This window comes from Tahibacter aquaticus, from assembly GCF_004363655.1.
GTDB classification, from domain to species: Bacteria; Pseudomonadota; Gammaproteobacteria; order Xanthomonadales; family Rhodanobacteraceae; genus Tahibacter; species Tahibacter aquaticus.
Map to the genome: position 1 here is coordinate 207,780 of NZ_SNZH01000003.1, position 22,614 is coordinate 230,393.

16 protein-coding genes, 1 pseudogene and 1 riboswitch are annotated in these 22,614 nt (G+C 66.6%); of the genes and pseudogenes, 3 read left to right on the forward strand and 14 right to left on the reverse strand.

Translation table 11 applies throughout. From position 1 onward, the window contains the following. Window positions 1-368: 368 nt before the first annotated feature. Window positions 369-3,602: a PQQ-binding-like beta-propeller repeat protein gene (locus DFR29_RS06430; protein ID WP_133817763.1), complete on the reverse strand. Its 3,234-nt coding sequence runs from the start codon at window positions 3,600-3,602 to the stop codon at window positions 369-371. A gap of 253 nt (window positions 3,603-3,855) precedes the next feature. After that, window positions 3,856-5,052 (reverse strand): methionine adenosyltransferase, encoded by a 1,197-nt coding sequence (metK, locus tag DFR29_RS06435; RefSeq protein WP_133817764.1) that lies wholly within the window; start codon window positions 5,050-5,052, stop codon window positions 3,856-3,858. 522 nt (window positions 5,053-5,574) lie between these two features. Between metK and DFR29_RS06440 the strand changes: the two genes are divergently transcribed. Next, window positions 5,575-7,302, forward strand: coding sequence for a PepSY domain-containing protein (locus DFR29_RS06440; RefSeq protein WP_133817765.1), 1,728 nt, complete (start codon window positions 5,575-5,577; stop codon window positions 7,300-7,302). A 100-nt stretch (window positions 7,303-7,402) separates the two neighbouring features. Here the strand turns inward: DFR29_RS06440 and metE are convergent, their stop codons facing one another. The 7 genes from metE to DFR29_RS06475 all read right to left on the reverse strand — a co-directional run bounded on the left by metE (window position 7,403) and on the right by DFR29_RS06475 (window position 15,098). After that, window positions 7,403-9,688, reverse strand: a complete 2,286-nt coding sequence (gene metE, locus DFR29_RS06445; RefSeq protein ID WP_133817766.1) for a 5-methyltetrahydropteroyltriglutamate--homocysteine S-methyltransferase — start codon at window positions 9,686-9,688, stop codon at window positions 7,403-7,405. Window positions 9,689-9,876: 188 nt separating this feature from the next. Further along, a riboswitch (cobalamin riboswitch) is annotated at window positions 9,877-10,105 on the reverse strand. A gap of 59 nt (window positions 10,106-10,164) precedes the next feature. Beyond that, window positions 10,165-10,767: a DUF4893 domain-containing protein gene (locus tag DFR29_RS06450; RefSeq protein WP_166653915.1), complete on the reverse strand. Its 603-nt coding sequence runs from the start codon at window positions 10,765-10,767 to the stop codon at window positions 10,165-10,167. Between the two features lie 33 nt (window positions 10,768-10,800). Continuing rightward, window positions 10,801-11,736: a phosphatidate cytidylyltransferase gene (locus DFR29_RS06455; RefSeq protein ID WP_133817768.1), complete on the reverse strand. Its 936-nt coding sequence runs from the start codon at window positions 11,734-11,736 to the stop codon at window positions 10,801-10,803. Beyond that, complete coding sequence (locus DFR29_RS06460; protein WP_133817769.1) at window positions 11,733-12,362, reverse strand: lysophospholipid acyltransferase family protein; 630 nt, start codon at window positions 12,360-12,362, stop codon at window positions 11,733-11,735. The genes DFR29_RS06455 and DFR29_RS06460 overlap by 4 nt, the downstream gene beginning before the upstream one ends. Next, window positions 12,359-12,997, reverse strand: coding sequence for a CDP-alcohol phosphatidyltransferase family protein (locus tag DFR29_RS06465; protein WP_133817770.1), 639 nt, complete (start codon window positions 12,995-12,997; stop codon window positions 12,359-12,361). Before DFR29_RS06465 ends, DFR29_RS06460 begins: the two co-directional genes overlap by 4 nt. 178 nt (window positions 12,998-13,175) lie before the next feature. Further along, the gene (gene dusB / locus DFR29_RS06470) at window positions 13,176-14,168 is read right to left on the reverse strand and encodes a tRNA dihydrouridine synthase DusB (protein ID WP_133817771.1); all 993 of its coding nucleotides are present in this window, start codon (window positions 14,166-14,168) and stop codon (window positions 13,176-13,178) included. A gap of 264 nt (window positions 14,169-14,432) precedes the next feature. Further along, entirely contained in the window at window positions 14,433-15,098 is a 666-nt protein-coding gene (locus DFR29_RS06475; RefSeq protein ID WP_133817772.1) for a hypothetical protein, read from the reverse strand. 478 nt (window positions 15,099-15,576) lie between these two features. On the opposite strand from DFR29_RS06475, the gene DFR29_RS06480 reads away from it, so the two are divergent. Beyond that, window positions 15,577-15,855 carry a hypothetical protein gene (locus tag DFR29_RS06480; protein WP_133817773.1) on the forward strand — a complete coding sequence of 93 codons (279 nt, stop codon included), beginning with the start codon at window positions 15,577-15,579 and terminating at the stop codon, window positions 15,853-15,855. Between the two features lie 427 nt (window positions 15,856-16,282). On the opposite strand, the gene DFR29_RS06485 is transcribed toward DFR29_RS06480, so the two are convergent. The 5 genes and pseudogenes from DFR29_RS06485 to DFR29_RS30475 all read right to left on the reverse strand — a co-directional run. Beyond that, complete coding sequence (locus tag DFR29_RS06485; RefSeq protein WP_133817774.1) at window positions 16,283-17,023, reverse strand: hypothetical protein; 741 nt, start codon at window positions 17,021-17,023, stop codon at window positions 16,283-16,285. A gap of 332 nt (window positions 17,024-17,355) precedes the next feature. Continuing rightward, on the reverse strand, window positions 17,356-18,318 hold the full coding sequence (locus tag DFR29_RS06490) for a ribokinase (RefSeq protein WP_133817775.1): 963 nt from the start codon (window positions 18,316-18,318) through the stop codon (window positions 17,356-17,358). Between the two features lie 24 nt (window positions 18,319-18,342). Next, entirely contained in the window at window positions 18,343-18,639 is a 297-nt protein-coding gene (locus tag DFR29_RS06495; protein WP_133817776.1) for a hypothetical protein, read from the reverse strand. Between the two features lie 31 nt (window positions 18,640-18,670). Beyond that, complete coding sequence (locus DFR29_RS29030; protein ID WP_425598824.1) at window positions 18,671-20,068, reverse strand: NupC/NupG family nucleoside CNT transporter; 1,398 nt, start codon at window positions 20,066-20,068, stop codon at window positions 18,671-18,673. A gap of 165 nt (window positions 20,069-20,233) precedes the next feature. Continuing rightward, window positions 20,234-20,401, reverse strand: a pseudogene (locus tag DFR29_RS30475) (Na+ dependent nucleoside transporter N-terminal domain-containing protein); the annotation flags it as partial. 298 nt (window positions 20,402-20,699) lie between these two features. Between DFR29_RS30475 and DFR29_RS06510 the strand changes: the two are divergent. Continuing rightward, window positions 20,700-22,100, forward strand: a complete 1,401-nt coding sequence (locus tag DFR29_RS06510) for a GGDEF domain-containing protein (RefSeq protein WP_166653917.1) — start codon at window positions 20,700-20,702, stop codon at window positions 22,098-22,100. Window positions 22,101-22,614 lie beyond the last annotated feature (514 nt).

A 22,614-nucleotide genomic window follows, 5' to 3' on the forward strand; every position in this document is an offset into this window, starting at 1 on the left:
AATGCCGGCAGGCGATGTTGCCTTGATTACGCAATGCAGAAATGCACGTATGGACAAGACAGCTTCGTGCCGTAGCAGGCCGATACTTTGACCTGCTGCAGCGCGAATTGCCGGAGTTGCGGGCGCGAGGTCGCGCCTGCGCCTGGTGCGCCGCCACCGTCTTTGCGCAGATTCAGCGTGTCGCTGCGGCCGTGCAGCGGGCCTACCGTTTTCGCGTCGCCGAAACGGTAGACCTGGAGCGAAGGCGGGTGCCGACGACCAGTGCGCCGCCGTCCGGCAGCAGGGCGGATCGGCTCCGGCTGCATTTCCGGGTTACAGAGAATCGGGCCGGCGGCTCGCCGCTTCGGACGAGCCGCCGGCCTTGGCCGTCAGGGGGCGCAGCCGCCTTCCTTGATCAACTCCAGTTCTCCATTACGCCGCGCATACGGCCCGGCCAGCTCGGTGTCGTCGAAGCGGTAGCTCAGGGTGGCGCGGTCGCAGCCGTGCATCTGCAGGGTGGCGCCGCCGACGATGTAGCGGTTGCGCGTCGGCGTGCTGTCGAAGCTGCCGCCGATGGTCTGTACCAGGGCTAGTTCGATGCGCCCGTTCACGGCCTGGGCGAGGTTGCCGTAGAGGGTGAACCAGTGCTGCTTTTCGTTATCGTTGGCGGCACCGGCGACGTCGTAGGTGAACCAGGCGGCGAAGAACACGCCGTCGGGCTGTACCGTCATCTGCAGGCCCTGGCCGCCGGTGGCGGGTTCGTACCAGGAACCGCTCTGGCGTGCGTCGAAGCCCTTGGCCGCCGGGCGCGCGGCGGACGCCGGCTGTACCTGGCCGCTGGCGAGGATGCAGGGTTCGGTATCCGGCGACAGCCGAGTCAGGCTGATGTTGCCGCTGGCACCGCTGTTGAGGCCGGTCTCGAAGGTGTAGTCGAGGCTGCCGTTGGCGCAGTCGCTGAAGCTCAGCGTGGCGCGGCCGACGCGGGTGGTCTGGCGCGGCGTGGCACTGTCGAATTCGCCGCCGCTGACGGAGTAGATATCCAGTGCGGCTTCGCGCGCATCGGCCGGTACATTGGCGGCCTGGGCGACGTACCAGCGCAACTGGCTGGGCTCGTTGCCGCCGCCCAGGGAATAGGTGAACCAGGGGATGTACAGCAACCGCGCCTGCGGCAGCCAGTCGATCAGCAGGCCTTCGCCTTCGCCGTACAGCGCGCCCCAGGCACCGGCGATGCCGGGCTGGTCGACGCGGATCGCGGCATTGTGCAGGTAGCTGTGCGCGCTGGCGCCGTTGCCGGCGGCGATGCGGGCAATGCCATCGCCGGCGCCGACGGCGCTGAGGCTGCAGTCCTGCACCGGGCAGAAATACGTGTCGTTGCCGACTTCGGCGCCGCTGGCCAGGGCCAGGCTGCGCACGCTCCAGCGCGACTGGCCCGAGGAGAACGCCAGCACGCGCTGGGTGGCGCTGTCGATCGCGCCTGCGTCGGCGTTGACCACCTTGCGCCAGCGGCGGTTGCCGTTGTCGCGGGTGAGCACGTCGACATGCACCTGGCGCGTACCGGAAGACAGCGCGGCGCGGCGCTGCACGACGATGGAGTCGTCGGTGAGCTGCACGCTGATTTCTCCGACGATGTTGCTGAGCGGACGGCGCCATTCGACGTCGCCGTTGGCATCGATCATCCAAACGCCGACCTCGTTGCTGGCGGTGCTGTTGCGGCCGACCACGTAGAGCACGTCGTTGTCGGCCAGTACCAGCGCATCGGGCTGCATGCCGATGCTGGGCAGGTCGAGGGTATAGGCCAGGCGGCCGGTCACGGTCACGCGCTTGAGCGTGCCGGCGTCGCTGCCGGCCGGTGCATTGGCCGGGCGTTCCAGCAGCACGCTGTCGCCGCTGGCGTTCATGTCGCCCAGCGGAGCGCGCTGGTCGGTCGACAGCAGGCGGATGGAATTGCCGCTGGGGTCGTACAGCTGCACGCCGCGATAGACGTAGGCCAGTTCCAGCGTGTTGTCGGCGCGCAGTTCGAACAGGCTGGGCGGCAGCGGCGTGCGCGAGCGGAAGGCGAACGGTTCGTCCATGCTGCGCAGCCACAGCGGGCTGCCGTCGGCGGCGCTGACACAGCGCACGCGATTGTTCGGCTCGCCCTGCAGCGCTTCGGTTTCGGCGACGCAGACGCGCTCGGCATTGGCGCTGGCATTGGCCAGGTCGATATGACCGGCAAATTCCCGGCTCCAGCGCACGCTGCCGTCGGCATCGATGCGGCTGAGACGGTACTGCGCGGCGCCGTCGCTGGCGGCAACGACATAGGTGACATCGCCGCTGTGCGCCATGGCACGCACCGGCGGCAGCACGGCCGCGGGCACGGCGACATTGTCGTCGAGCAGCTGTCCGCTGGCCGACAGCGCAATCAGGCGCGAGCTGCCCGCATCGTACGAACCGACGGCGAGATAGCGGCCGTCGCCGGCGCGATTCAATGTGGAAAGTGCAGAAATGGGTAATTCTTGTCCGAAGCGCGGCCCGCCGCTGGCGCTGATGCCGACCAGGCGCAGGCGCTGGGAAACACCGCTGGAGGTGGACACGACGACGCTGGCGTCGTTGTTGGCGTCCAGGCGCAGCGCGCAGCCCGTGGCGGGGCCGGCGCAGGCGTCGAACACGTTGCCGGTCAGGGGCCGGCGCCAGAGTTCGCTGCCATTGCTGCCGATGCGGCTGAGGCTGGCGTTGCCGCCTTGCGTATCCACGGCGAACAGGCTGCCGTCGCTGCCCACGGCAATCACCGGCGTGGAGGCGTTGGCGCCCAGTTCCAGCGTATGCGTCCACAGCGGCTGGCCGGCGGCGTCGAAGCAGAAACGCAGCAGCTGGCTGCCATTGCGCACGCGGCCGGCGGCGCAGTTGACGCCGCGGGCGTTGCTGGCCACGGCGCTCATGTCCAGGTTGAGGCGGCGGCCGGTGTCGCTCCAGGTCCATTTCGGTGTGCCGCTGCGGTCGAACAGGGCGACCTGGGCGTCGCCGGATTCGCTGCTGCCTGCGCTGTTGCCGGCGACGAGCAGGTCGCCGCTGGCGCTGTCGATGGCGCGCTGCGGGCGCTGGTAGCGCAGTTGCGGCGGAATTGCATCGACGATGGTGCGGGCCAGCAGGGGGTATTGCGCGCGCTGCAGGCGTACGGCTTCGCTGCCGTCGGCGGCCAGGCGCAGCATGTAGTCGTCGCCTTCCAGCCACACGGCGCCGGCCTGATCGGCCAGGGCCAGCCGCACCGGCACGGTCTCGCGGCGCCAGGTCAGCAGACCCTGGTTGTCGAAGCGGCGCAGCACGCTGCGCGAGTTATTGGTTTCCACCAGCAGCACGCCGCCGTCGGCCAGGCCGACCAGTCGCCCGCCCGCGGCTGCCGTGGCCACCGCCTGGCTCTGTGCGCCGGCTTTACGCAGCAGCACCAGCGCCGCGCCTTCGCTGGACAGTACCCAGTTGTCGCCGGCGGCCGCGTCGACCACCTTGGCGGTGGCAGTCGCATCGCTGGGAGCGAGATAGCTCCAGCCGGCGGCCAGGGTGGATTGGGTGGCGGCAAGGCCGGCCAGCAGCAGTGCGCTGGACAGCAGCCGGCGGGAGCGGCGCAGGGAAGACGAAGAGGGGTTCATGACACGAAATCCTGACAGTGGCGTGCGAGTGCGGTGTTAGTAAGACGTAATGCGGGGTGTAATCCCCGTGTTGCCGCAACGACGGCAACCGGCGGCTACCGTACTCGGCAGCAAGGTTTGCCGGCATCGCAGGCAACGGCGGCGTGCCGGAGTCCAGGCACTGCCGGCGCCGCGCGGGCGTCAGCACAGCGGTGTCCAGACGCGACAAGGGCCGCACGCGGCGGCCCTTGTCGTATGGCGGTGTAGCGGGGAATCAGATCTTGGCGTCGGCGCGCAGCGCCTCGGCCTTGTCGGTCTTTTCCCAGGAGAACGCGGTGAAGCTTTCGCCGTTGGCCAGCTTGACGTCGTACGGCGTGCGGCCGAAGTGGCCGTAGCTGGCGGTCTGCTGGTACATCGGGTGGATCAGGTCGAGCATCTGGATGATGCCGTACGGGCGCAGGTCGAAATGCTTGCGGATCAGCTTTTCGATCTTCTCGTCGGGGATCTTGCCGGTGCCGAAGGTGGTGACCGAGATCGAGGTCGGCTCAGCCACGCCGATGGCGTAGGAGACCTGGATCTCGCAGCGCTCGGCAATGCCCGAGGCGACGATGTTCTTCGCCACGTAGCGCGCCGCGTAGGCGGCCGAACGGTCGACCTTGGACGGATCCTTGCCCGAGAACGCGCCGCCGCCGTGACGGGCCCAGCCGCCGTAGGTGTCGACGATGATCTTGCGGCCGGTCAGGCCGCAGTCGCCGACCGGGCCGCCGATGACGAACTTGCCGGTCGGATTGATATGGAACTTGGTGCCCTTGTGGATCCACTTGGTCGGCAGGACCGGCTTGACGATGGTTTCCATCACCGCCTCGACCAGGTCTTTCTGCTTGACGCCCGGATCGTGCTGGGTCGACAGCACCACGGCGTCGATGGCCACGGCCTTGCCGTTCTCGTAGCGCAGGGTGACCTGGCTCTTGGCGTCCGGACGCAGCCAGGGCAGCGGCGACTTCTTGTGCTTGCGCACCTTGGCCTGCTGCTCGACCAGGCGGTGCGAGTAGTAGATCGCCGCCGGCATCATGTCCTTGGTTTCGCTGGTGGCGTAGCCGAACATCAGGCCCTGGTCGCCAGCGCCCTGTTCTTCCGGCTTCTTGCGGTCGACGCCCTGGTTGATGTCGGGCGACTGCTTGCCGATCAGGTTGAGGATGCCGCAGGTCGCGCCGTCGAAACCGACGTCGGACGAGTCGTAGCCAATGTCCAGGATGACCTTGCGCGTCAGCGCTTCGAGGTCGATCCAGGCCGAGGTGGTGACTTCGCCGGCGACGATGGCAACGCCCGTCTTCACCAGGGTTTCGCAGGCAACGCGAGCGCGTTTGTCCTGCAGCAGGATGGCGTCCAGGACCGCATCGGAAATCTGGTCGGCGATCTTGTCCGGATGGCCTTCGGACACGGATTCGGAAGTGAACAGGTAGCTGCTCATCGGCGGCAAATATCCCTTAGTCGAGATAGAAAGATGAATGGAACGGGCAATGATAGCGGCCGGGTGCGCCCGGCGCTACCTCGGCGGCGGCCGGGCCCGCCAGCGCGGACGCGAACCGGCCGGCTGCCCCGCCGCTTTCGCCGATAGCGGCGCCGGAGCGACCGCGCACTCCGCCACGGTCCGGCGATAAGTTGTCCGTACCTGTACACGCTGGCGTATTTGTACCAGTCATTGTCGGAAAATTTTGGATAGTTTGCACGGCGCCTGCGGGGCGGGCAGCAATTGTGCAGTTTTGTCGGGGCGTGGGTCTCAGGTCTTATTTTCAGTCCGCCTTGAGATGTATCTGTCGTCGGGCGTTTCTGCGCGTCCTGGCGGTTTCGCTGCTGCCGACCTCCGACTAGCGTCGCCAGATTCCGGGTTGCGGCCGTGGCCCGGCGCGATGTGCTTCAGAAACGATCGGTCCAAGGCTCAAGGCTGCCACTACCCGAGCGCAGCCGGGCTCAATTTGTTTGGAGGAATGCAATGCAGCAGTATCGAAACATTCTCGGCGGCGCCGTTGCCGCGGCCCTGCTGGGGCTGACCACGAGCGCGATGGCGCTGTCGCCCGAATCGATCGCACAGCGCGAATCGATGAAAGTGGCCCTGGCCGTCGGCGTCGACGCGCCGGCGCAACTGAGCGAAACCGCCAAGGGGCAGTTCCGCGCGGACGGCAGTGCCGCCGTGCTGTTTGTTCCCCAGTTCAAGGCGAAGCCGGCTACGGCCAAGGCCATGACCTTGGAATTCCTGGCGGCGCGCGGTGCCTCGCTGGGCCTGAGCGACGCGGAAATCGCCAGCCTCGCCGTAACGTCCGAACGCCAGACCGATGCGATCGGCGTGGTGCGCGTGCAGCAGAGCCAGCAAGGCCTGCCCGTCTACGGCAGCGATATCGCCGTCACCAGCAGCGCCAGCGGCGAGATTATCTTTGTTGCAAGCGATAAGGTTTCCAATGTCGGCGAAGTGGATACGACGCCGGCGCTGAGCAGCGCCAAGGCGATCGACGCGGCGGCCGCACACCTGGGCGGTGCACCGCTGCGGGCGCAGAAGGCGCAGCTGATGGTGCATGTGGCCGGCGGCAAGACCCACCTGGTCTGGCGCACCAACGTCAGCAGCAGCGACGTCCGCGTCGGCGGCTGGGAAGTGCTGGTCGACGCGCACGACGGCAGCGTGCTGCGCGCCGAGAGCACCACGCACCATATCGACGGCAGCGGTACGGTGTGGGCGCCGGACCCGTTGTCCTCGGCCAAGGTGGCCTACGCCACGGCCGGCTATCCGGACAACAACAATGCCGATTCGCCGCAGCTGACCGCGCAACTGGTCAACGTGACCTTGCGCGACATCACCCTGGACGGCGCCAACCACAAGCTCAGCGGTCCCTTCGCCAACTGCTGGGAATGGGAAGCCCCGACCGACGCCGCCTGCCCGGTCCAGGCCAGCACCAATTTCTCGGTCACGCGTTCGGCACTGACCTTCGACGCGGTGATGGTCTATCACCATGTCGATTCCTTCCTGCGCTATACCAACCAGACCCTGGGCGTGGTGTCGCTGCCGACGCGTCACTACACCGGCGGCGTGCGCTTCGACCCGCATGGCGAAGCCGGCGACGACAACTCGCATTACGACAGCGGTACCGGCGAGCTGGTGTTCGGCGAAGGCGGCGTGGACGATGCGCAGGATGCTGACGTGATCGTGCACGAGCTGGGCCACGGCATCCACGACTGGATCACCAACGGCGGCCTGTCGCAGACGCAGGGCCTGTCCGAAGGCACGGGCGACTACCTCGCCCAGGCCTGGAGCCGCGACTATCCGAACCAGTGGGCTCCTGGCGACACGGCCTACAACTGGACCTTCAGCTGGGACGGCCACAACCCGTTCTGGGCCGGCCGCGTCACCAACTGGCAGACCAACCACACCTATCCGGGCAACCTCGGCTCGGGCATCCACGCGCAGGGCCAGTACTGGGCTTCGTGCAATCATCTGGCGCGCACCGCGATCGGCGGCCAGGCCATGGACAAGGCCTTCCTGGTTGGCCTGTCGGGCACCACGTCCAGCAGCAACCAGAAGGCGGCCGCCCAGGCCGTGATCAACGCCGCGGCGGTGCAGAACTTCGCCAACGTGGCCGCGATCGCCCAGGCCTACAACACCAGCTGCACCTATGCCGTGACAGTGCCGACGCAGACGGACGCCATCTTCCAGAACGGCTTTCAGCCCTGATCGCCTCGGCGTGATCAGCCTGTGTTGAAAACAACGCCGCGGATTTCAATCCGCGGCGTTGTCGTTTTCGGGCGGCCTGTTCTTCAGGCAGCTGTGTTCCTCAGGCAGCCAGCTCCGCGCGCAGCACGCGCGTCGCCGCGACCATCTGTTCCAGTGCGGCCTTCACCTCGGGCCAGTCGCGCGTCTTCAGCCCGCAATCGGGGTTTACCCACAGCTGCTGCGGCGGAATCAGCCCGCGCGCCTTGCGCAGCAGATCCAGCATTTCCTGCTCGCTGGGCACGCGCGGCGAATGGATGTCGTACACGCCCGGGCCGATGCCGTTCGGATAGCGATAGCGCACGAACGCGTCCAGCAGTTCCATGCGCGAGCGCGAGGTTTCGATCGACACCACGTCGGCGTCCATGGCCGCCACCGCCTCGATGATGTCGTTGAACTCCGAATAGCACATGTGGGTGTGGATCTGGGTCGCGTCGGCGACGCCGTTGGCGCAGAGGCGGAAACTCTCCACCGCCCAGTCCAGGTACGCCGCCCAGTCGGCACGGCGCAGCGGCAGACCTTCGCGCAGGGCCGGCTCGTCGATCTGGATGATGCCGATGCCGGCGGCCTCCAGTTCCAGCACTTCGTCGCGCAGGGCCAGGGCGATCTGGCGGCAGGTTTCGGCGCGTTGCTGGTCGTCGCGCACGAACGACCAGGCCAGCATCGTCACCGGGCCGGTCAGCATGCCCTTCATCGGCAGCGGCGTCAGCGACTGGGCATAGCGCGACCATTCGACTGTCATCGGCGCGGGGCGTGCCACGTCGCCGTAGATGATCGGCGGCTTGACGCAGCGCGAGCCGTAGCTTTGCACCCAGCCGTTGCGGGTGAAGGCATAGCCCGACAGCTGCTCGCCGAAGTACTCGACCATGTCGTTGCGTTCGAACTCGCCGTGTACCAGCACGTCCAGGCCGATCTGTTCCTGCGCGCGCACGGCGCGCTCGGTCTCGGCACGCAGGAAGTCCACATAGCCTGCTTCGTCGATGCTGCCCTTGCGGTGGCGTGCCCGCGCCTCGCGTACCGGGCCGGTCTGCGGAAACGAGCCGATGGTGGTGGTGGGGAAGGCTGGCAGCTGCAGTGCCTGCTGCTGCACGATGCTTCGTTGTGCAAACGTGGATTGGCGCTGGCCGTGTTCGGCGCTGGCGGCCGCGGCGCGTTCGCGCACGGCCGGCTTCTGCACCAGAGGCGACAGCAGGCGCGTAGCGCGGGCACGGCGCGCCTCGTTCAGAGCTGCCTCGCTGTCCGCCTCGCCGTCCAGGGCGCAGCGCACGACGGCCAGTTCGGCGATTTTCTGCCGCGCAAACGCCAGCCAGCTTTTCAGCGGCGCGGCCAGCGCGGTCTCGTGCGCCAGGTCTACCGGCACGTGCAGCAGCGAGCAGGACGAAGACAGCCAGAGATGCTCGCTGCCGACCGCTTTATGCGCGCGTTGTGCCAGGGCCAGCGCCTGGTCCAGATCGGCGCGCCAGATATTGCGTCCGTCGATCAGGCCGGTGCTGAGCACGCGTCCCTCGGGCAGGCTGTCGAGTACCGCGGACAGCTGCTGCGGCGCGCGGGCCAGATCGACATGCAGGCCGTGCACCGGCAGGCTTTGCACCAGGGCCAGGTTGTCCAGCAGCGGACCGAAATAAGTCGCCAGCAGCCGCTTGGGCGAAGCCACTTCGGCCAGCGCCGCATAGGCGCGTGCATAGGCCTTGCGCGCGGCCTCGTCGAGATCGAGCACCAGGCAGGGCTCGTCCAGCTGCACCCATTCCACGCCGGCCGCGGCCAGCTGGCCTAGCAGTTCCGCATAGCAGGGCAGCAGCGCATCGAGCAGGTCCAGCCGCTCGCTGCCGTCGACCGTCTTGGCCAGCAGCAGGAACGACACAGGGCCCAGCAGCACCGGCCGCGCGTCATGGCCTAGTTCGCGCGCTTCGCGCCAGTGCGCCAGCGGCTTGTCGCCGCTGAGGCGGAAGCGCTGGCCGCGCTGCAGCTCGGGCACCAGATAGTGGTAATTGGTATCGAACCACTTGGTCATTTCCAGCGCGCGCAGATCGTGCCCGCCGGACTGGCGCCCGCGCGCCAGCGCGAAGTAACCGGCCAGTGCGTCGTCAGCCAGCAGCGGGCGATGGCTGTCGGGCACGGCGTCGAACAGCACGGCGTGGTCGAGCACATGGTCGTACAGGGAGAAATCGTTGACCGGCACCACGTCGGCGCCGGCTTCCCGCGCCAGCTGCCAATGGCGCTGGCGCAGGTCAGCAGCGATGCGCGGCAGTTCCTGCGCATCGGCTTCGCCGCGCCAATGCGCTTCCAGGGCGAATTTCAGCTCCCGCTTGGCGCCTATGCGTGGGAAACCCAGGTGTGTAACGATGGACATTGCGTATCCTCTTTGCGTTGTGAACAAGTACGCTAGAGGAACGAAGGGTGCGGCGCAGCGTCTGCCAGGCCGTCGACCTTCGCCCCCGCGGGCGAACCGGAACAACGCGGAGACGCAAGCGACCGCGACGCGGATGCGTCGCGGTGCCCAAGCTTCCCCGCGGAAGCTCCAGGTCGGGTCAGACGCCAACACGGCGTCCGGCTGTGGCAGGTCTTCGGGCTTGTGGACAGGGCCGGCGCGCTGGCCGGATTGCCTAGTGCCCGCCGCTTCCCGGCAGCCGTCGCCCTTTCGGGCCGGCCACCAGTGCTATTGGCGGGGTTCGTTTCCACTTACCGCTGCGGGGCAGCTCCGGAATTGCACCGGATTCCCTTTTCACCCCGGGCGTGACTCCGGGGACCTACAGCGGGGCGGACGTTAGGACGTATAGACGTCCATGTCAAAGAATGCCGCGACGGCCGTCGCAGCGGAGGTGGCGCTTACGGCCGCTTCAGCTGGTAGACCTCGTAGTCATCGCCGCGCGTATCCAGCAGCATCAGCACGCGATCTTCAGCGATGCCCCAGGCCAGGCCGACGCTGTCGCTGGCGCGCGCTTCACTCGCACCGTCGGCCTTGCTGTAGCCGACCTGCGGGTCTTCGTTGACCGAGGCGCCGCCGACGAAAAACCAGTCGCCCTTGCCATCGGCCGGTGGCAGCAGCCAGCCGCTGCGGCGTTGCGAGCCGGTCAGTTTTTCGAAGAACAGCTTGCCGTCGCGTTCCGATACGCGGGCCTTGAACCAGGGATACGGAAACACGCCGTAGCGCGTGCCCTGCAGCGAGCGCACGCGCCATTCGCCCAGCAGCGCCTTGCCGTCCAGCGGCAGATGCGCTTCGGCCAGCAATTCCTCGACCACGGCCTTGGCTTCGGCATCGCTGCGCGGAATGCCCGGGTCGGCGTTCACCGCATCGACGGTCTTCTGCGGCTCGCGCAGGCGTTGCTGGTGTTCGGGCCAGATCTGCGCCAGGCGCGCATCCTCGGCGGCGGCGGCGCCGCAGGCGGCGGCGAGCAGCAGCGGCAACAGCAGGTATCGGATCGCGTGCATGCATAACTCCTGTGGCGGCCGCCGTGGCGGCATTCAGCCGATAAAGAAATAGCGCGTAAGGTGGAAAAATACCGGCGCGGCGAAGCAGACCGAATCCATGCGGTCCATCATGCCGCCGTGGCCTTCGATCATGCTGCCCCAGTCCTTGGCACCCAGGCTGCGCTTGACCGCCGACAGGGCCAGGCCGCCGAACACGCCGCAGATCACGATCACCAGCGACATCAGCGCCGACTGCAGCGGCGTGAACGGCGTGATCCACCACAGCGCCGTGCCGATGCCGGTGGCCGCGAGGCCGCCGCCGATGAGACCTTCGACGGTCTTGGACGGGCTCACCTTCGGCGCCAGCTTGTGCCGCCCGAACAGCTTGCCGAACACGTACTGCATCACGTCGCTGATCTGCACCACCAGCATCAGGTACAGCAGCAACAGCGCGCCCTGGCCTTCGAAGCCGGGCAGGTTGAGGATCAGCAGCGCCGGCGCATGGCTGATGCAGTAGACCGCGATCATCACGCCCCACTGGATCTTGGTGACGCGTTCGAGAAAATCCTCGGTATCGCCGGCGAATACTGCCAGCACCGGCAGGCCAAGAAAGCCGTAGACCGGAATGAAGATCGCGAACAGGCCGTACCACTCCTGCTGGATAAGCCAATACTGCAGTGGCACCAGCACGTAGAAGGCCACCGCCAGCGGCTTGTGGTCGCCGGCGCGGGTCGGCGTCAGCGTGATGAATTCGCGCAGCGCGAAAAACGAGATAAAGGCAAAAACCACCAAAGTCGCAATCGGCCCCAGCCAGAAGCAGGCACCGAGCACCGCTACCATGGCCCACCAGGCATTGACGCGGGCATTCAGGTTGCGAATGACCTCGGTCGGGCCCTTGCGCCGCTGCAGCAGCCAGCCGATGGCCGAGGCCAGCGCGAGCAGGGCGACGATGCCGCCGAAGACCCAGAGCAGTTTCTGTTGCGTGTTCATGCGGACGCCTTGCGTTCGCCGCCGGCCAGGGTGACCACGGACTGATGGGCGCGGGCGAGGAAGGCTGCCCGTGCTTCGCCGGCCTCGCGCGCCAGCGCGGCGCCGAAACGCACCGTGCAGTAGAGCGGCAGCGGCACGTGCGAACCCTTGGGCAGGCTGCGGTGCAAGGTATCCAGATACGCCGGCACCAGCTGCAATTGCGGAAACGCCTCGGCAATGCGGTGCAGGCCGCCGCGGAACGGCTGCGGCAGGCGTTCTGCCGTGCGCGTGCCTTCGGGGAACAGGATCAGCGAATCGCCCTGTTCCAGCGCGGCAAACACCGGCAGCAGCGGATCGGCCGCCTGGGCGTCGCGGCGCCGCTCGATCAGGATGGCGCGCAGCACGCGGCCGGACAGGAAGGTGCGCAGGCCCGGCTTGTCCCAGTAGTCGCGCGCGGCCACGGGCCGCGTCACGCGGCGCTGCTCGGGACTCAGCGCGCTCCAGATCGCCAAGGTATCCAGGTGCGAACTGTGGTTGGCGAAATACAGCGACTGCTGCGTGCTCGGTTCGGCGCGCCAGTCTGCGCGTGCGCCGACCAGCAGGCGGGTCAGGCCGACCAGGGTGGCGGCGGCTCCACGCACCATCATGCGGCGGTCTCCAGGCGTTGTGCGATCGCGCGCAGGCGGGTGAGACAGGTCAGGGCCGAACCAGCGGCAATCAGTGCGGCGGCGAGCAGCAGGCTCCAGCGGCTTTGCCATAGCCAGAGTTCCAGCGGCGCCAGCACGCAGGCTGCGGTCATCACGGCCATGCGCTGCTGCTTGGCCAGCGGGCCGCGGAAATCCTGCGCCTGGCCCAGCGCGCCGCCGAGCGTGCGCACATAGGCGGTCAGTGCCGCGAGCAGCGCGCCCAGCCAGCCCAGCCAGGGTTGGCCGGCGGCCACGCCCAGCGCGACCAGCAGCAGGCTGTCGGCGATGCGGTCCGGCACTTCGTTGTACAGCGCGCCGGTGGCGGTCTGGCGCCGGCCTTCGATGGCCACCATGCCGTCGAACAGGTTGCACAGCAGGCGCAGTTGAATGCCCAGGGCGCAGGCCCAGGCGCCCCAGGGCGAGGGCAGCCAGAGCAGCGCCGCTGCGCCGGCCGCGGCGAACACGATGCTGGCGACCGAAATCGCATTCGGCGTGACGCCGCTGCGCGCCAGCCGCGCCGCGATGCGCTGCATCGAGGCCAGCCCGCGTGCCGCGATGGGGCGGCGATTGGCGACGGTGGGATCGGTGTCGGACATGCTCGCTCGAAGGACGGGGCTGGCGCGGTGGATAGGCGATTGCAGGTCGGGGTGTCAAGGGCACGGTGCCGCGCCTTGCCGGCACAGCGTTGTAGTCACCCGCTGCGCATGCGCCGTTGCCTGTGCCCCTGCGAGAACGCAGCTCGATGGCGGGGCCGAACAGTCTGGCCGCGCGAACTCAGGCGGCGGCGTGCAGAGGCGCCGCGTGTTGCGCGTCGAAATACTCGCGTGTCAGGCGGATCTGCTCCGCGGCGCTCTCGGCGCGGTTGACCACGGCGCGGAAGGCCGCGTTTTCCGGCCGGTCCTTGGCATACCAGCCCAGGTGCTTGCGCGCGATGCGCACACCGGCGATCTCGCCGTAAAAACGATGCAGATGCTGCAGATGTTCCAGCAGGATGGCCGCCACTTCGTCCGCCGACGGCGCGGCCAGGCGTTCGCCGCGGGCGAGAAAATGCGCGATCTCGCGGAAGATCCACGGCCGTCCCTGCGCGGCGCGGCCGATCAGCAGGCCGTCGGCGCCGGTCAGGCGCAACACCTCGGCGGCCTTCTGCGGCGAATCGATATCGCCGTTGGCCAGCACCGGAATGCGGACGCTCTGCTTGATCGCCGCGATGGTGGCGTATTCCGCCTCGCCGTTGTACAGATCGGCGCGGGTGCGCCCGTGCACCGCCAGCGCGGCAATGCCGGCGTCTTCGGCAATGCGCGCAATCGTCACGCCGTTGCGGTTGTCCCGGTTCCAGCCCGTGCGGATCTTCAGCGTCACCGGCACCTCGACCGCCTTCGCCACTGCCGTCACGATGCGCGCGACCAGCGCCTCGTCCTGCAGCAGCGCCGAGCCTGCGTAGACATTGCAGACCTTCTTGGCCGGGCAGCCCATGTTGATATCGATGATCTGCGCGCCATGGGCAACGTTGTAGCGCGCCGCCTCGGCCAGCATCTGCGGATCGTAGCCGGCGATCTGCACGCTGATCGGCGCAGGCTCGTCCACATGGTCCATGCGGGCCAGCGATTTGCGCGTATGCCAGAGGCGCGGATCGCTCGTGGTCATCTCCGATACCGCAAGGCCGGCGCCGAGGCGCTTGGCCAGCAGGCGGAACGGTTTGTCGGTGACGCCAGCCATGGGGGCCAGGATCAGGGGCGGGGAGATGGGGTGGGGGCCGATGTGGAGCATGGGGTGGATTGTACCGGGCCGCGCCGGGAAATCCGGTAGGGCAGGTGGGAGCCGGAGCAAGCGCTTGCGACGACGATCTGCTGAAAGCCAGTACTCATCGAATCGAAGAACCATGGTTGCGTGTATCGACGCGAGCCGATCAACTAGGTCTGCGCCCAGATATTTCAGGCATGGTTGCCAGCACAACAACCTAGCGAGATGTGAAAACCGGTAGATCTGGCTGTGTCGAGATACTAATCGGGCGACGGGGCCGGTTTTCGCTCGTCAGGGGCCACCCAAAAGATGTACGGGTACATAGTTTGGCATGCGCTTTCCGTTCTGCCATTGTGCATAAGTCGGCATGACCCGCCACGATTCTTCACTCGTCATTTGTCCGATTGGCGCTGCTGATTCCAATGCATTAATGGTTGCGATGACCTGCCTCCGGTGCGGAGTAAATGCATATCGGATCTTCTGTGGCGCCGCGTCGAAGCCACCTGTGACATTTTGAGAATCCGGAACAAATAAGACGTGCGTTTCACCTGAGCTGACAAAAGATACGTCACGAAGCTCTTCATTACCTTTCCAGATTGCATGTCTCTCGGCCTCGATATAGATGTCGCCATTTGCCCACAGGCGAAACCCGAACACGGGTTCTCCCCCATGAATCTTGGCGTATTCAACTACGTTTCTATCGCAGCAGTTTTGACGGCTCCATGGTTCTGGTTGGCAATCGATGTAGAACGGAACCTGGTCAGATAGCGTTCTACTGAACTCCAATACCTTCTCAGTAATTGATTTTGGTGTCGTCAGATTGGTGATCAGCGTCTCAAACTCAGTCAACGCTAATTTGGCGTCGAGCGCATGGGATCTGCGAAAATTTGGATTCGAATTGTTTTTCGCTTTCTTGCGAAGTTTCTCCTCGCGTCGCCTCTTGCTGTTCGTGCCCATGACTACTCCGTTTAAGTGGGTGCGTCGGCGCTACCGCGATGCGGCATAGCGTTAAAAATCGGACATATCCTCTATTTATGAGTGGCAGTGCCAGTGACAAGCTTGTCGACTCCTTGGCTTGACAGTATGGAAGTTGCGTACTGACAATGCGCCCGTTGCCGCTAACTCGGCAACCGGGTTTGGCGACCCGAATCTTGTAGGGCGCACCAGCGCCGCAACGACTTGCCGGCGCTTTTTTCATGTCCGGCATTCGTGACGGTGTGGATACCGCTTTATGGCGGCGGTGTGCGGGGAGCCGCAAGGCTCGCCGGTGCCCTATGACCGGTTCGCCAACCTGCACACCGTCCGCCACCTTTCTTTTGGCGAAGAAGTGGCGGGCTCCAACATAGGAGTTCGACATGATGTGTGTTCATCCGTTTGGTCGTTGTTGCCTGTCGCTAGTCCGCGCGTCCTCTCAGCGTTTCTGGAGGCCGTCACCATGACCCCCAACGGCTCGTTCTACCCCCTGGCCAACGACGACCCGGCCGCCCCCGCCGTGCTGTTCGCCTACGCCGCCGCTACGCCCGCCCAGCAACAGGCATTGCGCAATGAGGCGATGGCGCGCATCACCGCGGTGAGTTCGCTCAGCGATGCGCTGTTGACGGTGCAGGTGGAGGCGCCTGGGCGGCGCGGGCATGCGCCGTTGCTGGAGGCAATTGCGATCTTGTCGCGGGATGCGAAGGGGCTGCTGCAGGCGGCGGAGTGCCGCGACGGCTAGCGCGGCATCGGTGATCCGGCCCGGTCGCTGCCCCGCTGGGGCGGCCGGGTTGCCGGCCCCCTCCCTTGGGTCGCGTTGCGTCGACAGCGCAAGCCGGGACCGCGTGGATGACTCCGGCGAACCCTCGGGTGGGTCTCGCGAACCCATCGTCGGGCCCCTTGAACGCTTCGTCGGGCAATTTTTACCCAACGCTGGGCCTCGCGAACCCGCGCGTGGGTCCTGCGAACCCTACGTAGGGTAAAAATTACGCACGCTTGGGTCCCACGAGCCCGTCGCTGGGCAAAAATTACCCAATGCTGACTAAAAATTGGTCAACGACGGGGTCGAATCACGCAATTTGCCCGATTGGGCGGGGATTCCCGCCTGCGTCGCGGCCGCGCCGTAGCGGGGGTGCGCGGCCCGGCGCCGGGCCGCGCAGGTGCTGCGGTTACGGACAGCCGACGTACCAGCGTTCGTACGAGGCGTAGTCGCCGCCGCCGCCGGGACAGAACACCGATACCTGGCCCAGGCTGTAGCCGTCGCAGTAGCCTGTCGTGCGCGGCGCGCCGTTGCTGGCGGTGGTGGTCTGGGTGCCCGACGGGCTGATGTCGTACGTGTCGACCTGGTTCCAGGTGCCGCCGGCGGTGGTCAGGAACGAGGCGTTGGCGGTGACCGTCCATTGTGTGATGGCCGGCGGCGGCGGCGAGAATCCGCCCGACAGCAAGGTGGACTTGGCGACCAGGCTGGCGGTGGCGAACATGTTGGTATAGGTCGACCAGAACTCGGCGTAGTGGCCGCTGCAGATGGTGTCGGTGTAGTCGGCCGCGTTGATCACGGGGCCGACTTTCATCGGCGCGAGCCAGTCGTCGTTGGCGGCGCTGGCATCGGGTGCGGCCAACCGCGCCGAGGCGGCAACGCCCAGGGCTGCATAGACGGATTGCAGCTCGGCCAGGCTGTCGAGCACGCCGACCTTGCCGCTTTCGATCTCGGCGATGCGCGCTTGCAGCCGGTCGTAGGTGTACTGGGCACCGGCCGGGCCGTAGGTGGCGCGGCTGCTGCTGCCGTCGGCATTGGTGCGTTCGATCACACCCTTCTGCACCTGATGCCAAGCGCCGAATTCGGCGGCGGAAGCCTGTGCGCAGGCGAAAGCGAGCGATGACGCAAGGATGGTACGGGTGAACGTGTTCACGGGTTGTACTCCATCGTCGTAGTGGGCGACGGCAGGGCCGTCGCGCACGCCGCGGCGGACCGGCGTTGCGGTCCGATCAAGGGGGCGCGTCGTGCAGACATTCCAAACGCAAACCGGCGTGAACAATGATCAAAAATTCCCCATGAAATAAATTTCATGGAATTGTTGACTTGTTATGATTTGGTAAAAGTACGAACGGCGCGGCATTCCCGGCGAAGTCAAGGAATTCCGTCGCGTTTTTTGCGCAGCAGGTACACACGGATTCTCGCCACGCTCTGTCCCGCGGCGAAATCCACCCGCACTTGTATTCAGGCCACCGGGTGTACTGCAGGCTAGCCGAACCGCACACGCACCTCGTCTGCCGTCGGCATGGCCGCAGCCGCGCCGGGGCGTTCGGTGCTGAGGCCGGCGACGCGCACGGCCTGGGCCACGGCATCGCGCAAGGGTTGCTGCGGGGCGAGGGTGAGCCGGGCGGCGAGGGCGCCGTTGAAGGCGTCGCCGGCGCCGGTGGTGTCGCGCGGCTGCACGCTGGCGGCGGCTACGCGGTAGTGGTCGGCGTTGTCCGCCCAGCGTGCCGCATCGGCATGCGAGACGAAGCAGCCGCGGGCGCCCAGCGTGACGATCAGGCTGGCGCTGCCGAGACGGCGGCACAGGGCATGCAGTTCGGCATCGGCCAGGCTGGCGATGGCGTCTGCGTTTTGCGTCACGCCGGCACAGCGGTGCAGCAGCTCGGCGAATTCGGTTTCGTTCGGCGTGATCAGGTCGGCCAGGGCGAGCAGGCTGGCGTCGATCTGGGCATGTACCGGTGCCGGGTTGAGCAGGCGCACGCAGCCGGGGCGGGCGGATTCGAGCGCGGCACGGATCGGTTCGATGCGGGTTTCCATCTGCACCAGCACAACCGCGGCGCTGGCGAACAGGTCGGCCTGGGCGCGCACGAATGTGGCGTCCAGCTGTTCGTTCGCCGCCAGGTTCAGCACGATCTGGTTCTGTCCCTGGGCATCGACCAGGATGCCGCAGGAGCCGGTCGGCGTGCCGGCGCAGACCTGCCAGCGGGCGTCCATCCCTTCTGCCTGGGCCAGTTCGCGCGCGACGCGGGCGAGCGAGTCGTCGCCCAGCGCGCCGATGAACGCGGTTGGCGCCTGTTGGCGCGCACTGGCGACGGCCTGGTTGAAGCCCTTGCCGCCGGGACCGGTGAAGAAATCCAGGCCGCGGCGGGTTTCGCCGGGCTGGGGAAAACGGTCGATGCGCCAGACATGATCCTGGTTGTACGAACCGACGACGACGACGTGGGACATGCCGGGAAACCTGCAGTGATGCGGCTAGAGTGGATCGACGTCGCTGCGCAGCCGCGCTGCGCGCCGGTTCCAGCTACGGTAGAGGGTCAGCCGCGCGGCGGCGTAGAACAGGGCGACGGTAACGCCGGCCAGCGATGCAGCGACGAGCCAGTCCGGCGTGTCGAACAGCAGCCAGTACAGCAGCACGCTGAAGCACGCGCAGACGCCGCCGAAGCCGAGCACGATCTGCAGCAGGCGCGCATGGCTCAGCGCCTGCTCGCGCAGTGGCCGCAGCGACAGCAGCGGCCACCAGGCCCAGTCCTGGTCGGACAGGGCGTTCACGCGATCGTCCCAGCTGCGCGCCACGTCGTGCTCAGAGCTGGTTGAGCACGCCGGCGATGGTCGCCGTCATGAACGTGGCGAGCGAGCCGCCGAGCACGGCGCGCAGGCCGAAGCGGGCGAGGTCGGCACGCCGGCCGGGCGCCAGTCCGCCGATGCCGCCGATCTGGATTGCGATGGAGGAGAAGTTGGCGAAGCCGCACAGCGCATAGGCGGCGACGACGCGGCTGTGCTCCTGCAGCAGATGCATGTTGTTGGACAAATCCACATAGGCGACGAATTCGTTCAGCACCACTTTCTCGCCGATGAAACCGCCGACCAGCACCGCGTCCTGCCAGGGCACGCCGATCAGCCAGGCGATCGGCGACAGCACGTAGCCCAGGATGGTCTGCAGGCTCAGCGTGACCGGCACGCTCTTGCCCTGCGACAGCCAGGCGTTGAGGGTGGCGCCGTCGGCCGCATAGGCCACCGACGCCAGCAGCAGGCAGGCCGCGCCGGACAGTACCAGCAGCCAGAACAGCGAGGTGTTGGCGGGCTGCGGCGTGGCGAGGGGCGCGCCGCTGGCATCGACCAGCAGCGAACTTTCCACAGGGCCGGGCAGGCGGCGCGCGTACACGGCGGCCACCGCCAGCAGCACGCCGCAGACGCCGAGCAGGGCGACCAGCTTGCCCGACCAGGTCACCGTGCCCAGCCACTTCAGCGGTGCATTCAGTACCGCGATCAGGGCGATGAAGGCCAGCAGCATGGCGCCGACATTGAGCGCCAGCTTGAGGCCGTCGCCGGCACCGCTCGCGGCGGCGTCGATCACGTTGGCGCTGTGGTTTTCCACTTCGATGCGCACGCTGCCGCGGGTCAGCGGTTCGCGCGTCTCGGGGATCAGGATCTTGGCCAGGACCAGCGTGGCCGGTGCGGCCATGATGCTGGCGGCGAGCAGGTGCTTGGCGTACATCGCCATCTGCACCGGGTCGCCCTTGCCGAGCAGTCCCACGTAGGCCGCCAGCACGCCGCCGGCGATATGCGCCATGCCGCCGATCATGACCGTCATCAGTTCCGACTCGGTCATTTTTTCCAGGTAGGGCTTGATGGTCAGCGGTGCTTCGGTCTGGCCGATGAAGACGCTGGCGCAGACCGAGGTGGTTTCGGCGCCGGAGACGTTCATCACCTTGGTGATGCCCCAGGTCATGCCCTTGACGATCTGCTGCATGACGCCGAGGTAGTACAGCACGCCCATCAGTGCGGCGAAGAAGATGATGGTGGGCAATACCTGGAAGGCGAAGATGAAACCGAACGCGCTGGCGTCCAGCAGTTTGCCGAAGATGAATTCCGAGCCGACCTTGTTGAATTCCAGCAAATGTACAAAACCGCGACCGAGCGAATCGAAAATCGCGCCGTACAGCGGAATGGCCAGCACGGCGTCGAGCGCCAGCAGCATCAGCAATACCTTGCGCACCTTGGCCATGCGCTGTTCGTCGCGCAGGAACTGCCCGACGATCCAGCTGGCCGGGAAGGCGACCAGCAGGAACACCGCCAGGCGGGTGACGAACCAGTACCACTCGGTGTGAACGATGGGCGCCAGCTCGGCCAGGCCGGTCTCGATGCGGCCGCCGAGCAGCACAGCCGTGGCGAAACCGATCTGCAGCGAAATGCCGGTGATGACCAGGCGCCAGTCAACCGAGCGCTTGTTGTTGGAAAACGCATACGCAATCAGAACGAGAACAAACAGGCCGAACAGGCCGAACGCGATATGCCCAAGGGCAGCCAGCATGAATTTTTCCCCAAACCCGGTAAGCCGTTGCCGGACAGCGGAGGAAGGAAATCCCGCCGCATAAGTTGGCCGAGCGTAGTTCATGCCCGAACAGCGAGGCAAGGCGCCGGCCGGGCATGCTGCGATGCTGCAAAATTACGCAGGCGCCCGCTGCCGGGTGGCATCCGCGGGGGCGAATACGCTTGCCGTGGCCTCGAACCGCACTTTTTCGACGTGCCCTATACTCGGGTCCGGGTCAGCGCTGCCGGGAAGGGAGCGCGCAACGGGGGAACAGGTGCTCACGATCAAACGACGCTTGATGTTGAGCCACCTGGCAGTGATTCTGCTGGGTGCCGGCGCGCTGGGCGCCTATATGTACTGGTCGGTTTCCGGCCAGATGCTGGACGCCGTAGGCTTGCGCCTGCTCGACAACGTGCGCCTGATCGAAGCCTCGCTGGACCTGGACGACATCCGTGCCCTGAGCGATCGCGCCGACTCGGCCGCCGGCGAACGTATCGCCGGCCGCCTGCGCCGTGCGATCAAGACCAATCCCGATCTGGCCAGTGCCTATGTGGTCGAGCCGCGCGGCGAGGCCGTGCGCATACTCGCCACCAGCCTGCCCGACAATGCCAGCGTGCGCAGCGATTTCCTGACGCTGGAAGAGAATGAATTGCTGCGCCGCGGCATCGAGCATGCGGTCGTCAGCAACATCCGCACGGCGGCCAGTGCCCGGGCCGAGCTGTCGGCGCTGAGCAGCATCGGCACCGCGCCGCAGCACTATGTCGTCGGCGTGCGCCTGGATGCGGAAAGCCTGCAGCGCAGCTTGCGCACCTTGCGCCTGACCACTCTGGTCGCGCTGCTGTTCGGCGTGCTGCTGGCACTGGTGCTGTCGCGCCTGCTCGCCGACAGCCTGCAGAAACGCATACGCCTGCTCGGCGAACGCTGCCGCGCGCTGGCGACCGGCCAGGCCAGGCCGGCGGGGCAGACGCCCATCGGCGACGAATTCGATCGCGTCATTGCCGATTTCGATGCTACCGCCGACCGGCTGCGCGAGGCCTCAGCGCAGCGCGAAGCGGCATTGACCGCGCTGACCCAGGCCAATGCGCGCCTGGAAAACCAGGTCGAGGAACGCACCCAGGCGATCGAAGACGCCACGCATCAGCTGAAGGCGGAAATCGAGAATCGACTGCAGGTCGAAGCGCTGCTGGCCGAAGCGGCGCTGACCGATGGCCTTACCGGCCTGCTCAATCGCCGCGCCATGCTGGAGATGCTGGTGCAGGCGGTGAAAGCTTCGCGCGGGCAGGGCGGTTTCAGCGTGATCCTGGCCGATATCGACCAGTTCAAGCGCATCAACGACCAGTACGGCCACGGTGTCGGCGACCAGGTGCTGACCGCAGCGGCGCAGGAGCTGGAAAAACTGCAGGGCGACAATCGCCACGCCGCGCGCTGGGGCGGCGAGGAATTCTTTGTGCTGCTGCCCGGTATTGGCCTGATGGAAGCCTGCCGCCGCGCCGAGGAATTGCGCGCGCGCATCGAGCGCATGGTGACGCCGGTGCGTGGCTTGCGCGTCACCTTGAGCCTGGGTGTGGCCGAGATTCAGCCGGGCGAGGTGCTGGAGGAATGCCTCAAGCGTTGCGACCAGGCGTTGTATCGGGCGAAAGACGCCGGGCGCAATGCGGTGGTGGTGGCGCGGGGGAATGTGTTTGCGACGATGTCCTGAGGTTTGCTTTTTTGACTTTCGATTTTGCGCAGGCGGTTTTTCGCGGTTGCTGGGATTCGATTTCCTTGTTCTATAAAAAGTGAACAAGGGAAAGGTATTTCGGAGTTTTGCTTTGCTCCCACTCGCCCGACAGCTGTCGGGCGAGTGGGTTGGGGTGAGGGGCGGTGTCGGACTCTGCTTCGCCGCCTGGTTTTCGCGAAGGAGTCCGCCGTTGGCGGAGTTGTTGTTTTAGCGCGGTGCGGGCCGTTTCGCGCGCCTGCAGTGCTGCTTTGGTTCGGAGCCCGAAGTAAAGGCGGTTTCGCCTGCCTGCAGGGGCCGCTGTGGTTCGGAGCCCAAAGCAAAGGCGGTTTCGCCCGCCTGCGGCCCGCGACCTTCTTTCTCTTTGCTTGCCCAAAGAGAAAGAAGGCAAAGAGAAAGGGCCCCCGGATGCCGCGGTTTCGGGCCATCCCTGGCCCGAAACTCCGTGAGGCCGCTACGGCGGTCGACGCACGGGACATCCTGTCCCCTGCGCCGA

What these genes read in the sequence shown, in the direction of transcription:
- DFR29_RS06450 (WP_166653915.1), bottom strand. Translation starts at nt 10,767, where the DNA reads ATGCACGCGATCCGATACCTGCTGTTGCCGCTGCTGCTCGCCGCCGCC.
- DFR29_RS06475 (WP_133817772.1), bottom strand. Translation starts at nt 15,098, where the DNA reads ATGGGCACGAACAGCAAGAGGCGACGCGAGGAGAAACTTCGCAAGAAA.
- metK (WP_133817764.1), bottom strand. Translation starts at nt 5,052, where the DNA reads ATGAGCAGCTACCTGTTCACTTCCGAATCCGTGTCCGAAGGCCATCCG.
- DFR29_RS06460 (WP_133817769.1), bottom strand. Translation starts at nt 12,362, where the DNA reads ATGATGGTGCGTGGAGCCGCCGCCACCCTGGTCGGCCTGACCCGCCTG.
- DFR29_RS06430 (WP_133817763.1), bottom strand. Translation starts at nt 3,602, where the DNA reads ATGAACCCCTCTTCGTCTTCCCTGCGCCGCTCCCGCCGGCTGCTGTCC.
- DFR29_RS06510 (WP_166653917.1), top strand. Translation starts at nt 20,700, where the DNA reads ATGTTGAGCCACCTGGCAGTGATTCTGCTGGGTGCCGGCGCGCTGGGC.
- DFR29_RS06490 (WP_133817775.1), bottom strand. Translation starts at nt 18,318, where the DNA reads ATGTCCCACGTCGTCGTCGTCGGTTCGTACAACCAGGATCATGTCTGG.
- dusB (WP_133817771.1), bottom strand. Translation starts at nt 14,168, where the DNA reads ATGCTCCACATCGGCCCCCACCCCATCTCCCCGCCCCTGATCCTGGCC.
- DFR29_RS06455 (WP_133817768.1), bottom strand. Translation starts at nt 11,736, where the DNA reads ATGAACACGCAACAGAAACTGCTCTGGGTCTTCGGCGGCATCGTCGCC.
- metE (WP_133817766.1), bottom strand. Translation starts at nt 9,688, where the DNA reads ATGTCCATCGTTACACACCTGGGTTTCCCACGCATAGGCGCCAAGCGG.
- DFR29_RS29030 (WP_425598824.1), bottom strand. Translation starts at nt 20,068, where the DNA reads ATGCTGCTGGCGCTCGACGCCGTGCTGGCCATTCCGCTGTACGGCGCG.
- DFR29_RS06440 (WP_133817765.1), top strand. Translation starts at nt 5,575, where the DNA reads ATGCAGCAGTATCGAAACATTCTCGGCGGCGCCGTTGCCGCGGCCCTG.
- DFR29_RS06465 (WP_133817770.1), bottom strand. Translation starts at nt 12,997, where the DNA reads ATGTCCGACACCGATCCCACCGTCGCCAATCGCCGCCCCATCGCGGCA.
- DFR29_RS06480 (WP_133817773.1), top strand. Translation starts at nt 15,577, where the DNA reads ATGACCCCCAACGGCTCGTTCTACCCCCTGGCCAACGACGACCCGGCC.